The sequence below is a fragment of the Aneurinibacillus uraniidurans genome (assembly GCF_028471905.1).
GTDB lineage: Bacteria > Bacillota > Bacilli > Aneurinibacillales > Aneurinibacillaceae > Aneurinibacillus > Aneurinibacillus uraniidurans.
Map to the genome: position 1 here is coordinate 2,821,005 of NZ_CP116902.1, position 15,534 is coordinate 2,836,538.

Here is a 15,534-nt window from a genome sequence, read left to right on the forward strand (position 1 = left end):
AAAAGTTAATATGCTCCTACCTATATTTATTTTTAAATAAATTCTGAATTATGTCCATTCTTTTTTTGAGCGAGCGCTTGTTCTGTTTGTTTTTAAACATAAACAATTAAGTTTTCTAAAAAAAATAATTGCTCAAACAACGAATTTTTAAACTTTTTTATACTATTTACCATTTACTTACCCGTTCATTTGTTTTACAATTCAAACATATGTAACAGAAGTTATATAAAATAATAAATTACACCACAATAAAATGCTTATTGTTTTATACTTCTGAAACACATGAACTTTTATCGTAAAGGAAGTGGGAGTATGAGTTTATTTCGCAAAAAATCAATCGCCGACCTGCTGGCTCACACCAATAATAAAGAGAGCGGTCTCAATAAGTCTCTCGGTGCCTTCGACCTTACGATGCTTGGCATCGGTGCAATTGTCGGTACAGGAATTTTTGTATTGACAGGTGTTGCAGCAGCTAAACATGCAGGCCCCGCTCTGATGCTGTCGTTCGTTCTTGCCGGGCTTGCCTGTGTATTCGCCGCTCTCTGTTATGCAGAATTTGCATCATCTGTTCCTGTTTCTGGAAGCGCTTACACATACAGCTATGCAGCATTCGGGGAAATTTTCGCCTGGGTTCTTGGTTGGGATTTAATTCTGGAATACGGGCTTGCCAGCTCAGCCGTGGCAAGTGGTTGGTCCGGTTATTTCCAACACCTGTTGGACGGGTTAGGCCTTCATCTGCCTACCGCATTAACAAGCGCATACAACCCGGCCAAAGGAACATACATTGATCTTCCAGCCGTGTTGATTATTTTCCTGATTTCACTTCTCCTAGTACAAGGTGTAAAAGAATCAACCCGCCTGAATAATATTATGGTTATGATCAAAATTACGGTTGTTCTTCTTTTTATCGCAGTGGGTGTCTGGCATGTAAAGCCATCGAACTGGTCTCCGTTCATGCCGTTCGGATTTAACGGGGTTACTACAGGTGCGGCCACGGTCTTCTTTGCCTATATCGGATTTGACGCTGTATCTACAGCAGCCGAAGAAGTTCGTAATCCGCAGCGCAACATGCCAATCGGTATTATCGCTTCTCTTTTGATCTGTACCGTTCTTTATATTGTTGTCTCTGGTATTTTAACGGGAATGGTTCCTTACACACAGCTTGATGTAAAAGATCCGGTTGCGTTCGCCCTGAAGTTTGTTCATCAAGACTGGGTATCCCGTTTTGTAGCACTTGGCGCCATTCTTGGTATTACAACGGTTCTGCTTGTTATGCTGTACGGCCAGACGCGCCTGTTCTTTGCCATTAGCCGTGACGGTCTGCTGCCAAAGTCTCTCTCTAAAGTTAACGAAAAAACGCAAACCCCGGTTATTAGCACGTGGGTCACTGCTGTGCTGTGCGCATTCTTTGGCGGTCTAGTTCCACTAGACAAGCTGGCAGATCTGACGAACATTGGTACACTGTTCGCATTTACGGTTGTTTCCATCGGCGTTATCGTACTGCGTAAGAAACAGCCAGATTTAAAACGTGCATTCCGCGTTCCATTTGTGCCACTTATTCCGATTCTTGCTGTCGTATTCTGTGTGTATCTCATGTCCAAGCTGCCAAGCATAACATGGATCGGTTTCCTTGTTTGGTTCGTTATCGGAATTTTCGTCTATTTCGCATACGGGCGCCGGAACAGTGAGCTTAACAAACGCACATAATCTTCTCTCCACCTACTTTTTTACAGAAGAAAGAGCGGTCTCACATCTGAGACCGCTCTTTTTATATCCGTAACATTCTTATGCTTGCTGTGTTTTACGTTCTTTTTCTGCTTGACGCAGTTCAACACGACGGATTTTACCAGATGTTGTTTTTGGTAGATCGCTTACGAACTCAATCTCACGTGGATATTTATACGGAGCAGTAACATTTTTTACATGGTCCTGCAGCTCTCGAACCATCTCATCGGATGCATCTGTTTCGTTACGCAAAATCACAAATGCTTTTACGATGCTACCGCGTACCGGGTCTGGGCTCGCTACTACTGCGCACTCTTTAACAGCCGGATGCTTCACAAGCGCATCCTCAACTTCGAATGGCCCGATTGTATAGCCTGAGCTGATGATAATATCATCGGAACGCCCTTCAAACCAGTAATACCCATCTTCATCTTCTTTTGCCTGATCTCCTGTAAGGTACCAATCACCACGGAAAGCGGCCGCTGTACGCTCTGGATCATTCAAGTATCCTTTAAACAATGCTGGCACACTGCGGTGTACGGCAATATCGCCCACCTGCCCCACTGGAACCGGATTGCCGTCTTCATCAATAATCGCAATCTGGTTACCCGGAGTCGGACGGCCCATGGAGCCCGCTTTCACTTCCATTCCTTTCAGTGTACCGATGAGCAATGTATTTTCTGTCTGACCATACCCATCACGTACAGTAGCATTGAAATACTTCTTGAATGTATCAATTACTTCACGATTCAGCGGTTCACCTGCGCTTACGGTACTGTGCAGATGCTCGAGATTGTACTGATCCAGCCCTTCTTCTTTCGCCATAATCCGATATTCTGTCGGCGTGCAGCACAGCACATTTACTTTGTACTGTTCAAGCAGAGACAAGTATTTCTTCGGATCAAATTTGCCTAAGTATACAAAGCCAACTGCGCCTGAACCAAGTACCGAGATGAACGGGCTCCAGTTCCACTTCGCCCAGCCTGGTCCTGCTGTCGCCCAGACGATATCATTCTCACGAACATCAAGCCACAGCTTTGCCGCTACCGCCTGGTGCGCATATGCCCAGCTGTGCGTATGGATAACTCCCTTCGGATTTCCAGTTGTACCGGATGTATAATTCAAAAACGCGATATCTCCTGCGCGTGTATTTGCAATTTCAAATTGTTCACTCTTGCCTTCCATGAGGCTGTTAAGTGGCACCCAGCCTTCTTTCTCAGCGCCAAATACAATGTAATTCTCAATCGTACGGCATTCTGCACGTACTTCATCAATACGATCCGTTAAATCATGGAATGAAATGACAGCCTTAGCACCTGAGTGTGTAGCACGGTATAAAATATCTTTTGGCATCAGCATCTCAGAACCCGGCAAAATAACAGCGCCGATCTTGAGTGCTGCCATATAACTAATGTACGCCTGTTCAATACGCGGCAGGATAATGATGATCTTATCCCCTTGTTCGATTCCAAGCTCAACGAGCCCGTTTGCAAGACGATTGGATGCTTTGCTTAATTCCGTATACGTAAACTGCTTCTTTTCCCCTTCTTCATTTTCCCATAGTAATGCAAGCTTATTTGGATCCTGAGCATGGCGCTCAATATCATTTACCATATTATAGTATTCTGGTGCATGCAACTGCGGATTGGTCATCTCCTGATCCTCCTAAAAGTTTTTTCTTTATTAAAAAATGAAAACGTTTACCTGTATCTTAATTCTCCATATTTCGACTGTTTCCTCCCTAATTTTTATAAAAATACAGAAAAATTTTTATACATCAAAAAAGAGGGTAGCCTCTGCTACCCCCCTTACATCCACTTATTTACTTACATGCGACCACCAAGCTGTTGTTCAGCCATTTGAACAAGACGCTTCGTGATTTCACCACCTACAGAACCGTTCGCACGAGATGTAGAATCCGGTCCAAGCTGTACGCCGAACTCAGAAGCAATTTCATACTTCATTTGATCAAGTGCGTTAGCCGCTTGCGGCACTACTAGGTTGTTTGAGCTGTTGTTGTTAGCCATTGTTGTCACCTCCTTGATTGGTGTACCTATAGAATGTCACCACACAAGCAGCCTCATGCGAGGAACTCCAATGCAAATGATGGAAAGTTCAAACGAACGACTGGTGGCTGTGCCTGCGCCACCATAAACCGAATCCAAGTACCAGACCCGTAACGACAAGCGGCACAACCCAGGTTAACTCATACAACACAGGTGCAATATGCTGCTGCACGGCTTCCTCCTGAATGATCATCGAGCCAGCTGTATAAGCCAAGATACCGGCCCCAACATACACAAGAAACGGAAGTCGATCCATCAAATTCGCAATCACATTACTGCCAAACATCAGGAGCGGAATACTAAAGCCCAATCCAAACAGAAGCAGAACAAAATCTCCATGCGCCGCTCCCCCCACAGCCAAAACATTATCTAAGCTCATCACAAAATCAGCTATAATAATCATTTTAATCGCAGACCAGAGTGTGCCTCCTGCCTCAATCCCTTCACCCTCTTGCTCTTCACCTGCAAGAAGTTTAAAGGCAATCCAAGCAAGCACAAGTCCACCCGCTGCTTTTAAATATGGAATCAACAACACCCATGCAGCAAGCGCAGTCAAGATTACACGTAGGGCTACCGCTCCCCCAGTTCCCCATATGACAGCCTGCTGTCTTTTTTCCGGCGGCAATTTACGGCTTGCCATGCCAATTACTACCGCATTGTCTCCACTCAACACAATATCAATGATGATAATATTAATGAATCCAATCCAGAAAGACGCATCCATATTCCCCACCACCTTCTATGATGGAGTATATTCTCCAACAAGACAGGCTATGACCAAAGTGTATATCTAACACAAAAACACGTCCACAATCGAACGTGTTTTTTATGACAAAAATAATTTATTCTTGTAGAGCACAATTTTTTGCACATCAAACTGTAGGGCACCTTCCCGCTTCAATTGGCTGATAATCCGGCTTACCGTTTCCCTTGTTGTTCCAACCATACTCGCAATGTCTTGGTGCGTCAGCTCCATATGAATTTCATGCGCTTCCTCTGTCTCTATGCCACTTGTACGGGCAAGTGAGAGCAGCGTATTCACAATTTTCTCTCGCATATCTTTGCTCAACACATCAGATAGACGTCGTTGCAATTCACGGATTTTTCCTTCTAGAATTTGCAAAAGGCGAATACATAGACGGGGGCTATTCTCCAAAAGCCGGGTCAACTCCTCTACATTAATGGAGTACAAAACCGTATCTTCCAGCGTCTCCGCTGTGGCCGGATACGGACTGCCACCAAACATGCCAACGTGAGGAAATAAATCCCCTTCTTGCAGGACATTGACGATCTGTTCCCGGCCGTCTTCCGTTGTTTTGTACACTTTGACCCGACCGTGTTCAAGTAAATAAATCGCCGTGCATAACGCCCCTTCATAAAACAAGATCCCACGTTTTTTCATCGTGCGACGCGACATAACAGTAGCAATATGCTCACGTTCTTCCTCTGTAAGCGATACAAACAACGGGACTCTGCGCAAAAAGGTAAGTAGTTGCTCGTTATCCACGTTCCGCACTCCCATTAAGCCGTGCTCCAGTATCTTCCTTGTTTCCTGCTAGCCGCTTCTCAAACGTTGCACGCCAGCTGGCCGACAAAGCTGCAACATCCAACAGACGACGTATTCCATCCTGATCCTCTTTATTTTCGTGCATCAGCTGGTTCGCACAAGCCACCGATATACCAGCCGGATCAGCGGACAAGCGGCGAAGCATAAGCTCAGGACCAACTTGAATTCGTCCTGGCTGGATAACCCGGAAATAAAACCCGGTTCGTCCCGTTTTTTGTACCCATAGCGCCATCTCCGGCACACCATAGCGTTTCGCTAGCTTATGGCACGGCTGACGGGGCTGACTAACCTGGACAATGGTCTCTCCTAAAGCAAATGTATCGCCAATGCATACATCTTCCTCAACGAGACCACTCACCGTTACATTCTCTCCGAACGCCGCAACCGGAAGAACACGACCGAGACGCTCCTCCCAGTACGGATAATGTTCGAGTGGATACACGCATATCGCTTTGTCCGGTCCACCATGATGCTTGCGGTCTGCCTGTCCATCTCCTTCAAACCCCTCTAATCCAAGTATTTGCTCGCCGCTCACCGGCTGCTTAGCGATGGCACTCTCCCAGCGAACTCCTCCCGTCTCATAGAAAACAGGAAGTCCGATATTTACCGCTTTTACGTATGCTTGCATTTGTTACTCCCCTTCTTGTATTCGACTTCATTCTTGAGCCATTATACGGCACAATACTCTTTCTCTACAAATCAAAATACAGGTAGGACTTCGCCTTTGTTTATATATCCTTATACCTAAAATAAAAACAGGTATTTATGCTTTTTTTACTATTGTTTATGAACTTTATATGGAAAAAATCATCATCTCATATTAATGTAAAGAGTATAAAACTTTTATAAAGAAAAGAAAGATGGGACTACATGAATACGAAAATTCTAATTGCTGATGATGAAGATGTATTGCGCATGCTGATCACGGAAACGCTCGAAATCGAAGACTATGAGCTTGATGAAGCGCAAGATGGACTTGAAGCCTATGAGAAAATTATGCAGCACGAATATGACCTTATTCTGCTTGATCTTATGATGCCAGGAAAAACAGGACTAGAAGTTTGCCAACTTGTACGAGCAGCAGGTAAAACAACCCCGATTGTGATGCTGACAGCCAAAACACAGGCAGAAGACCGGGAAAATGCCGTCAAGGCTGGTGTGAATTACTTTTTCGCTAAACCATTCAGCCCGATGCAGCTTCTCGGCTTTATACAGGAGATTCTGGAGGAAAAACCTTTATGAAAACGAGTATTGTAAACCGCCTGCGGCGTTTTCTACTCATTCCCCTTATTGCGATTCTAGCACTGTCGGCTGTCTTATGGACGTTCAACATTCGTGAACTGAACAACTATAATACGTCGATGTCCAATCTACTTGAAAAGCGCAATCAACTGCGCCTCGTGCAGCATAATATTGAAGGACTTGTTTCTGAACTGCGTGGCTTTATGGCCATGCGGAATGATTCCTTCCTTACCTTGATTGATGCACGGCAGGCAGACGCACAAAGTCAAATTGAGGCCTACAGCCAGCTTCCACTAACCGGGAAAGAGCGAACATTCATTGAAGGAATCAAACGCGATCTCAAGGTATATACCGATAAAATTATCCCGGAAGGCATCTCCCTTGCTCGGGCCGCCAACTACCAGGCAATCAATACAAAAGCCGGGGCTTCTCAAACTGGCTATACAAACTTTGTTAACAGCATCCGCAATCGCCTGGAAACTCAGATGGGGGTATATACCGATGATATCGAGCAAGTGCAAAAAGAGCACCAGCGCTACATCATGTATTCACTGAGTGGGTTTCTTAGCCTGCTTATTATGATCTTGATTTTGTCCTACTGGGTTACAACACGCTTTGGGCGCGAGATCGGCAAGCCGCTCGAAGTGCTGACCGCTTCTGCACGCCGCATATCGCAGGGGAAATATACACTCATCCCACCGTTGAATCATGATGATGAACTTGGCGAGCTTGAGCATGCCTTTAACCAGATGGTGCACCAAATGGAAGAAAAAGAGAGCAATCTCTTATCCCAAAATGATGAATTAACCGCCCATCAGGAAGAACTATACGCGCAGCAGGTAGAACTTGAAGAAGCCGTCCAGAAGCTGACGGACAAAGAAAATATTCTCCTTCGCCGTAATCAACTAAGCACATCGCTTGCAACTGAAATCGAAGTCGAAAGCATGCTCAAACAAGTACTTGATAGTATGCTTGACCTCACAGGTTCTCAGATTGGCGCCGCGATTATACTTGACCATGAACTGAAGGACCGTTTTGTAAGTAAAGGAATCGCTCACGAGCAGATCGACATTCTGCTTGCGCATATTTATGAAGGAATGAGCGGTCGTGCTATTGCTGAGAAAAGCGTGCTAACTCTCGAACGTATAGCTCGTACCGAGGAGAGTGGACACCACGCATCGTATCCTGTACATGATTTATACATGCCACTTTTAAACCGAGATGGCGAGGTCGTAGCGCTGCTAGTCGTCACCCGTCTGAATGGATACGCCTTTACTCACGCTGACCTGGATGAATTTAGCGCACTCACCCGCCAGATTTCACTTGCGGTAGAGAATGCGGTCGTGTATAAAAAGACCCAGCAGACTAGTCTACTTAACCAGGCGATTCTAAATTCAGCGCTCGAAGGTATCTGTCTCATTGGTCCACAGGGCGAACTGCTTGCTGTCAATCATTCCTGGTGTGATATGTATGGAGTTGAAAAGCCCGAAGACATTCAAACACTCACTATGGCAGAATTATCGCGAAAAATTCACCAGCGCTTCAAGCAGCCAGACGAGATGTTTGCCTTCTATCATCAGGCTATTAATGGCACGCTGGATGAACTACAAGAACTTACTGTTGAAATTATCCAGCCGACATACCGGGTTATTCGCATGTACTATCGTAAAGTTATAAACGATCATGCTGGCGTTATCGGTTGGGTCATTGTCTGTCGGGATATTACACGAGAGTATGAGATCGACCGAATGAAATCCGAATTCGTCAGCACTGTCAGTCATGAACTTCGCACGCCGTTATCCAGCATTCTCGGCTTTGTGGAAATTATGCTTCAGCGCAAAATTAATCCTGACAAACAAACACGCTACTTGAATACAATTTATAAAGAAGCGCGGCGACTGACCAACCTGATTAATGACTTTCTTGATGTACAACGCATGGAATCCGGACACCAGGAATACCAGAAAGAAATGATCAGCCTACGTAATGTTGTAGAAGAAGTCATAAGCGCCCATCATTCCGATATACATCCGATTCGTCTCGAGTGCCGTACGTCACAAGATACCATATGTGCGGATCATGAAAAGATACAGCAAGTTGTGACCAACCTGCTAAGCAATGCAATTAAGTATTCGCCAAATGGCGGAACAGTCACACTCACAATCGATATGTGCGCGGAACGACCACAAGATGTATGTCTTTGCATTACAGATGAAGGTCTCGGCATTCCAGAAGATGCTATCCCTCATCTATTTGAAAAGTTTTATCGAGTAGATAATTCAGACCGCCGTAAAATCGGGGGAACCGGCCTTGGGCTTGCGATTTGTTCAGAGATTATAAAAGCCCATAATGGCTTGATTCATGTTTCCTCCACGCTTGGAAGCGGAAGTACATTTACGATTTCACTGCCAACAGCGATCACTTCTTCGCATGGGCTACCCTACGTACCTCCTGCTCCTGAATCAACAAACGGTACGCCCATAGTCGAAAAGGAGCTTTCCGGACATATTCTAATCGTAGAAGATGACGAAAGCTTGCGTACGTATTTGGCTGAAGAACTCGGTAACTTTCTTACGCAAAAGGGAATTACGATTTTTCATGCATTGAATGGGGAACAGGCATTACAATCCATCGCCGATGATCCACCACTTCTTCTCATCCTTGATATTATGCTCGGAGAAGGAAAAGATGGCTGGGAGATTTTACAGGAAATAAAGCGTCAGGAAGCCTATCGATCCATTCCGATTGTAATCTCCAGTGCACTTGAGGAACGAGAAAAAGGAATTGGATATGGAATCTCTGAATATTTAATTAAGCCGTATGCAGCTGAAAAACTTACATCAACGGTTTGGAATCTGCTTCAACAGCAAGAAGCAGAAGGGCACGTATTTATTCCCGCAGATCAAGAAAAGGATTAAAGGAAAAGAGTGAGAGTATGGCAAGAGAAACACTTGAACAACTTTTTCGAAAAAAATATTATGCGCAGCTTATAGAAGTACAGTCTCGTTTATCACAGGAAGAACATCTGCAGACTGATGTAAAGTGGCGAGAAGAAATCTATCGGGTACTGCACAGTCTAAAAGGAACAGCAGGTACGCTTGGTTTTTCCAATCTGACGCATATAGCAGAAACCGGGTTATTAATGTTCTCAGAAAGCCACACCTATGCTCTGCCATCTTATATGATCACCCCACTACATACGCTCATCAACGAAGCAATTACGTACCTGCGTATGGCTGAACACGCTCATGTTAGTGAAGATATTCTGCAGGAGATGCGGCATTTTAATGCTCTAGATGGCAAGCCGAAGCGGATTCTTGTCATTGATGATGACGAGATCCTTCTATCGTCCATTCACCATATGCTGTCTATGGGTGGATTTGATGTAGAAGTACTGTCTGACCCAAGTCATAATCTGGAGGAAATGCTGAATCGACAGCCAGACTGCATCATTTTGGATATTATGATGCCTGATACAGATGGCTTTTATGTCATGCAGTACATTCGTAATGACGTACAGCGCGAGTTCACTCCGGTACTGATGTTAACCGCACGAGCCGATCTGACCGACAAGTATAAAGGATTTCAGTTAGGTGCAGATGAATACTTGACGAAACCTTTCCATTTTGAAGAGCTGATGTTACGCATCAAAACATTAATTTCCCGCGTGGAAAAGTATCGTTCCCTAACGTTGTACGATTCTTTAACAGGACTTCACAACCGACGCTATCTGCTTGATCGCCTGCAGGAGCTATTCATCATGCATGCGCGCAAGCCGCAAAATGTGACACTGTCGATTATTGATCTGGACTTCTTCAAACGGGTAAATGACACATACGGACACCCATGCGGTGACACGGTTCTCAAATCGTTTGCTTCTTTTCTTAAAGAAAAACTCCGGGAAACGGATATCATTACCCGATACGGGGGAGAAGAATTCATTGTTGTCCTTCCGGATACGCCACTTGAGCAGGCAGAGGTCATTCTGAACCGGGTTCGTGAAGATTTCAGCCGAACTGAGATTCACTGTTCCTGTCAGAATGTCTCCTTCTTTCAAACTTTCAGCTGTGGCATGGCTCAGATCGGGATCAATGGACATGATATTACCAGCCTGATTGAATACGCAGATAAGGCTCTGTACCTGGCGAAATTCAAGGGCCGCAACCGCATCTGTCTTGCCTCCGAGCTTGGTGATGATGCTACAAACGGTGTAGCTCGCAAGAAAGTTCTCATCGCAGATGACGATATGATCGTACATGCGATTTTAAAAAACCAGTTGGCTGATACCGATTGGGATCTTATTTTTGCTAAGAACGGGCAGGAAGTTCTCAACATCGTTACGGATATCACACCCGACCTATTTATTCTTGATGGCATGATGCCTGTTCTTAATGGCCTGGAAGCTTGTATGACTTTGCGTAAGCAACCACGTTTCGCCAAAACTCCCATCATCATGCTGACCGGGCGAGATGCCAAAGAAGAAATTGCTCAAGCACTAGATACAGGTGTTGATGATTATGTGCTAAAGCCATTCTCCGCGATCGAACTAAAAGCCCGCATTAACCGACTCTTTGTGCGTACAGCTTCATCACGATAAATACCGAGTTGATATACGTACAATAGTAAGCAAAAGGAGCAAGCTCAAAAGTCGTAGCGACAATTGAGCTTGCTCCTTTTTGTGACGATATTCCTAGGTGAATACAACTGTTTTGTTCTTATGGACAAGAATCCTGTCTTCTACATGCCAGAGAACGGCACGAGCAAGTACGATTCGCTCGATATGACGTCCTTCCTTTTTCAAGTCCTCTACGTTATCGCGATGACTTACACGGCTTACATTCTGCTCGATAATCGGTCCAGCATCAAGGTCTTCTGTTACATAGTGTGCCGTTGCTCCGATAATCTTTACCCCACGCTCATACGCCTGATTGTATGGCTTTCCACCGATAAATGCTGGCAAGAACGAGTGATGAATGTTGATAACCTGGTTGCGGTAATGCTCAATAAAATACGGAGAGAGGATCTGCATATAACGGGCAAGCACGATGAAATCTGCGTTGCCTTCCATCAATTCACGCTGCTTTTTCTCTACCTCCAGCTTCGTATCGGCTGTAACTGGTAGATGATGATACGGGATGCCGAGAGACTCGACAAGCTCTCTTGAATCCTCATGATTACTAATGACCATCGTAATATCGGCATTCAGATCTCCTGCCTGCCAGTTCCACAACAGTTCGCGCAAGCAATGGTCTTCTTTCGACGCAAAAATCACCATTTTTTTCGGACGGCTGGCAAGTGTAATGCGCCAGTCCATCTCGAACTCGTCCGCTATCGGCATAAATTCCTGACGCAGATGATCAACTGTGGATTCCAGATTCTCCTTATAAAATTCGATTCGGATGAAGAAACGTCCCCCTTCCGGATCTTGCGTATACTGGTCTGATTGAAGAATGTTCGCACCATTCTCATATAAGAAACGAGAAACAGTCGCGACAATTCCCGAACGATCCGGGCATGAAATAAGCATACGCCCGACTCCTTGATATTTCTCCCCAAATACAGATACTACTTTTTGTGCTGTCATTATTTTACGTGCCTCCAAAATAAAGGTTCAAAAAAATCAATTTCCGCTTATTATACCGTATTTCTTTCCGCTGGAAAACGAATAAAATGATACAGACTGGTCATTCTACTGCATGAACGTTCGTCTTATGTAAAAAAGAGAGCTATCGTCAGCTCTCTTGTCTACGTTGCTTATTCTTTTTCCAACAGGCGGAAGAATCGCTCTTCCTGCACCAGATCGGTTTCAAACACCCCGCCACGCGCAATCGTGCGCGTCCGACTACCTGGCTTCTTAATGCCACGCATAGACATGCACAAGTGCTCAGCTTCTACAACTGCAATCGCGCCGATCGGGCAAACCACATTGTTCAACGCTTCTACAATCTGATTGGTCATACGCTCCTGCACTTGCGGGCGACGAGCAAGAATATCAACCAGACGTGCAAATTTACTTAAGCCTACAATGCGTCCATCTGGAATATATCCAATGTGCACCTTTCCGAAAAACGGTACAAAATGGTGCTCACACATGCTATAAAAAGGAATGTCCTGTACAATTACAATGTCAGATGCCCCTTCAGCCGGGAATGTTTTGCCGAGAACCTCTTCAGGATCTTCCTGCAAGCCACCAAACACTTCACGGTACATTTTTGCAATCCGCTTCGGTGTTTCCTGAAGTCCTTCCCGTTCCGGATTTTCCCCGATTAACTGAATAACTTCATAAAAATGCTGCTCAATCGGATCGGCAGCCTGTTTACTGGACTTAACTGCTTCTGCACGCATGGCATTCATCTCCTTAGCTAATAACATAGAACAGATTTCAGCAGTGCCAGTGTCTGTTCTCCATAAAGTACACTGTATAATAGTTGTCTAACAAATGCAAGTTGATTTTTCGTTATCTACAGTGAAAACAGAGGTTACAAAAGACGTACCACACCTTCTCTTCCACTACCTATTTTCGGGATACGCCCGTTGAACTAGACAATACAAGCCGTGTGAGCGCCTCTGCTACCCCGCTGTCATTATTAGATGCTACGACGAGATCTGCCTGTGCCTTTACATCCTCTGGCGCATTAGCAACTGCCACACCAACACCTGCAATGGACAGCATCGCCAGATCGTTATAGTAGTTGCCAATCGCAATCGTTTCGGAAAGCGGCACCCCAATATGGCTTGCCAGATGATTCAATGCTGCTCCTTTAGAAGTAGTCCGTTCGATTACATCAATATAGAACGGTCCACTTCGCAAAAGCTGAACCGGTAATTTGAGTGTCGATAAGTCATCATACGCGCAATCAAGTTGCTTCTCTGTACCGAACAGCGTAAATTTCACCAGTCGTTCACGCAGCGAGAGCGGGTCAGATATCACTTTAGGCGCAGCTAAATACTTAGCATACATCTCCCGCACATCGTCGCGCTCCATACTTTCTGTATACATATCAAAAGCAGTACAAAAATCTGTGTGAATTCCGCGCATACGGCAGTATTCCATTACCGCTTGTACATCCTCCATGAAAAAACCATTCTCCAACAGCATCTCCTGCGTGCCGGAATGAACGGCTACTGCCCCATTGTGTGCAACATAATACCCTTCAATCCCAATCTCTGACAGAATAGGTGTTACACTGTGTGGGGCCCGGCCTGAGCAGAGCACCACTGTAACACCAGCTTCCGCCGCTGTATACAGTACTTCTTTATTTTGTTCCGTAAGGCGGTAATCATCCGTCAATAACGTTCCATCAATGTCAATTGCAACAAGCCTGTAGTTCATATTTTTTGTCGTACTCCTCTACTCTCACGATTTCTATCCTACTCCTGTATCATACCATACCTTTCAATTTTCCCAACAGAAAGCTGTAAAAATACGTAAAACGAGGCTGCCACTACGACAGCCTCGTTTTCCACTCATTTCCTACCTTATACAGTACGCTCATAAGCGTACCCTGCCGCTCTAGCCAATACTGTTTCCGAAGCAAAAGCCTGTTTTTCAGCCAGATCAAGATGTTCCGGATAGCCATACACACCATGCTCACTCAAATCAAGGCCGGTAATTTCTTCTTCCGGTGTAACACGCAGCCCCATCGTCACCTTAAGTAGATACAGAATGATAAAGCTGACAGCTGCGACATATACCATCGCACCAAGCGCCCCGATAACTTGCACGTACAACTGATGCCAGCCACCACCATAGAACAAACCCGCCTTACCAACTCCCATTTTCTCCACCAGACGAGGAGAAGCAAAGAAGCCCGTTGAAATCGTACCCCATATACCTGCGATCCCATGTACCGAGAAAGCAAAAACCGGGTCATCTACACCTTTACGCTCAAAATACAGCGATGTGAAGAATGTGATCATACCCGCAATCGCCCCAATCACAACTGCTGCCCACGGTTCTACAAACGCGCATGCTGCCGTAATCGCTACGAGTGCTGCCAGCACACCATTTAGCATGCTTGGAATATCCGCCTTACCAAGTACAAACCACGCGATTAACATTGCAGCAATCGCACCTGCCGCTGTGGCTAGATTTGTCGTTAGTGCTACATAACTAAAGAATCCATCTCCAATCGCCATCGTAGAACCTGCATTAAACCCAAACCAGCCAATCCAAAGAATGATAACACCAAGGACAGAATACACCTGATTGTGACCCGGAATCAGATTTGGTTTTCCATCGCGCGTAAACTTGCCAATACGAGGTCCAAGAAGCAATGTGGCGATAAGAGCAGCTACCGCACCTTGCAAGTGGACAACAGTCGAACCGGCAAAATCCTGCATGCCCATCTTAGCCAGCCAACCACCGCCCCATACCCAATGACCAATAACCGGATAGATTGCAACTGTAAAGAGAATTCCGAAGACGAAATATACGGACAATTTGGCACGTTCTGCAAAACCGCCCCAGGCAATGGCTAATGATACAGCAGCAAATGCCATCTGGAACAAAAACTTCAGATCAAGTGGTACGTGCGCCCACGACAAAGCTGAGAATACTTGATCTACTTCCGCTCCACCAAGATGAAGCATCCATCCTTTCCATCCAACAAACCCATTGCCATCTCCAAATGTAATCGCGAAGCCTGCTACCCAGAAGAAAATGCCCGTGATCGCAAAGCTAATAATCTGCTTCCCAGCTACATGACCAGCATTTTTCATACGGGTTGAACCAGCCTCTAATAGCGCAAATCCTACCTGCATGGAAATAACTAAGATTGCAGCTACAAAAACATAAGCAGAATCAAGTGCACTAACTAAAGCGTCCATATTCACGTCCCCTCTCCTGTAATGTTAACTTTCATGACATAAATATATGTTCATCTGTAGAATTGTGCAACTGATGTAATATAAATTGACATTAAATATCTCCAG

General features: G+C 45.1%; 13 protein-coding genes. 4 read left to right on the plus strand and 9 right to left on the minus strand.

Annotated features, from left to right (window positions below; genetic code table 11):
* Positions 1–312: 312 nt before the first annotated feature.
* A complete protein-coding gene (locus PO771_RS14095) occupies positions 313–1,707 on the plus strand; it encodes a branched-chain amino acid transporter BcaP (protein WP_272560325.1) in 1,395 nt (464 codons plus the stop codon).
* A 78-nt stretch (positions 1,708–1,785) separates the two neighbouring features.
* Here PO771_RS14095 and mbcS read toward each other — a convergent pair whose 3' ends face one another.
* The 5 genes from mbcS to PO771_RS14120 all read right to left on the minus strand — a co-directional run bounded on the left by mbcS (position 1,786) and on the right by PO771_RS14120 (position 5,986).
* A complete protein-coding gene (gene mbcS / locus PO771_RS14100) occupies positions 1,786–3,378 on the minus strand; it encodes an acyl-CoA synthetase MbcS (RefSeq protein ID WP_272560326.1) in 1,593 nt (530 codons plus the stop codon).
* Between the two features lie 173 nt (positions 3,379–3,551).
* Positions 3,552–3,752, minus strand: a complete 201-nt coding sequence (locus tag PO771_RS14105; protein WP_272560327.1) for an alpha/beta-type small acid-soluble spore protein — start codon at positions 3,750–3,752, stop codon at positions 3,552–3,554.
* Between the two features lie 88 nt (positions 3,753–3,840).
* The gene (locus PO771_RS14110) at positions 3,841–4,515 is read right to left on the minus strand and encodes a TerC family protein (protein ID WP_272560328.1); all 675 of its coding nucleotides are present in this window, start codon (positions 4,513–4,515) and stop codon (positions 3,841–3,843) included.
* A 102-nt stretch (positions 4,516–4,617) separates the two neighbouring features.
* Complete coding sequence (locus PO771_RS14115; protein ID WP_272560329.1) at positions 4,618–5,298, minus strand: Crp/Fnr family transcriptional regulator; 681 nt, start codon at positions 5,296–5,298, stop codon at positions 4,618–4,620.
* Positions 5,291–5,986 carry an MOSC domain-containing protein gene (locus PO771_RS14120; protein WP_272560330.1) on the minus strand — a complete coding sequence of 232 codons (696 nt, stop codon included), beginning with the start codon at positions 5,984–5,986 and terminating at the stop codon, positions 5,291–5,293. The genes PO771_RS14115 and PO771_RS14120 overlap by 8 nt, the downstream gene beginning before the upstream one ends.
* A 242-nt stretch (positions 5,987–6,228) precedes the next feature.
* Between PO771_RS14120 and PO771_RS14125 the strand changes: the two genes are divergently transcribed.
* The 3 genes from PO771_RS14125 to PO771_RS14135 are packed head-to-tail and all read left to right on the plus strand — an operon-like array spanning position 6,229 to position 11,197.
* The gene (locus PO771_RS14125; protein ID WP_272560331.1) at positions 6,229–6,600 is read left to right on the plus strand and encodes a response regulator transcription factor; all 372 of its coding nucleotides are present in this window, start codon (positions 6,229–6,231) and stop codon (positions 6,598–6,600) included.
* Positions 6,597–9,518, plus strand: a complete 2,922-nt coding sequence (locus tag PO771_RS14130) for an ATP-binding protein (RefSeq protein WP_272560332.1) — start codon at positions 6,597–6,599, stop codon at positions 9,516–9,518. Before PO771_RS14125 ends, PO771_RS14130 begins: the two co-directional genes overlap by 4 nt.
* 17 nt (positions 9,519–9,535) lie before the next feature.
* Positions 9,536–11,197: a response regulator gene (locus PO771_RS14135; protein ID WP_272560333.1), complete on the plus strand. Its 1,662-nt coding sequence runs from the start codon at positions 9,536–9,538 to the stop codon at positions 11,195–11,197.
* A gap of 93 nt (positions 11,198–11,290) precedes the next feature.
* On the opposite strand, the gene purU is transcribed toward PO771_RS14135, so the two are convergent.
* The 4 genes from purU to PO771_RS14155 form a co-directional block, all read right to left on the minus strand.
* Positions 11,291–12,184: a formyltetrahydrofolate deformylase gene (gene purU, locus PO771_RS14140; protein ID WP_272560334.1), complete on the minus strand. Its 894-nt coding sequence runs from the start codon at positions 12,182–12,184 to the stop codon at positions 11,291–11,293.
* Positions 12,185–12,354: 170 nt separating this feature from the next.
* Positions 12,355–12,945, minus strand: a complete 591-nt coding sequence (gene folE / locus PO771_RS14145; RefSeq protein WP_272560335.1) for a GTP cyclohydrolase I FolE — start codon at positions 12,943–12,945, stop codon at positions 12,355–12,357.
* A gap of 169 nt (positions 12,946–13,114) precedes the next feature.
* Entirely contained in the window at positions 13,115–13,933 is an 819-nt protein-coding gene (locus PO771_RS14150) for an HAD family hydrolase (protein ID WP_272560336.1), read from the minus strand.
* Positions 13,934–14,079: 146 nt separating this feature from the next.
* Positions 14,080–15,429 carry an ammonium transporter gene (locus PO771_RS14155; RefSeq protein WP_272560337.1) on the minus strand — a complete coding sequence of 450 codons (1,350 nt, stop codon included), beginning with the start codon at positions 15,427–15,429 and terminating at the stop codon, positions 14,080–14,082.
* Between the last annotated feature and the right edge of the window lie 105 nt (positions 15,430–15,534).

Coding starts and splice junctions, on each gene's coding strand:
- PO771_RS14095 (WP_272560325.1), top strand. CDS start 313: ATGAGTTTATTTCGCAAAAAATCAATCGCCGACCTGCTGGCTCACACC.
- mbcS (WP_272560326.1), bottom strand. CDS start 3,378: ATGACCAATCCGCAGTTGCATGCACCAGAATACTATAATATGGTAAAT.
- PO771_RS14105 (WP_272560327.1), bottom strand. CDS start 3,752: ATGGCTAACAACAACAGCTCAAACAACCTAGTAGTGCCGCAAGCGGCT.
- PO771_RS14110 (WP_272560328.1), bottom strand. CDS start 4,515: ATGGATGCGTCTTTCTGGATTGGATTCATTAATATTATCATCATTGAT.
- PO771_RS14120 (WP_272560330.1), bottom strand. CDS start 5,986: ATGCAAGCATACGTAAAAGCGGTAAATATCGGACTTCCTGTTTTCTAT.
- PO771_RS14125 (WP_272560331.1), top strand. CDS start 6,229: ATGAATACGAAAATTCTAATTGCTGATGATGAAGATGTATTGCGCATG.
- PO771_RS14130 (WP_272560332.1), top strand. CDS start 6,597: ATGAAAACGAGTATTGTAAACCGCCTGCGGCGTTTTCTACTCATTCCC.
- PO771_RS14135 (WP_272560333.1), top strand. CDS start 9,536: ATGGCAAGAGAAACACTTGAACAACTTTTTCGAAAAAAATATTATGCG.
- purU (WP_272560334.1), bottom strand. CDS start 12,184: ATGACAGCACAAAAAGTAGTATCTGTATTTGGGGAGAAATATCAAGGA.
- folE (WP_272560335.1), bottom strand. CDS start 12,945: ATGCGTGCAGAAGCAGTTAAGTCCAGTAAACAGGCTGCCGATCCGATT.
- PO771_RS14150 (WP_272560336.1), bottom strand. CDS start 13,933: ATGAACTACAGGCTTGTTGCAATTGACATTGATGGAACGTTATTGACG.
- PO771_RS14155 (WP_272560337.1), bottom strand. CDS start 15,429: ATGGACGCTTTAGTTAGTGCACTTGATTCTGCTTATGTTTTTGTAGCT.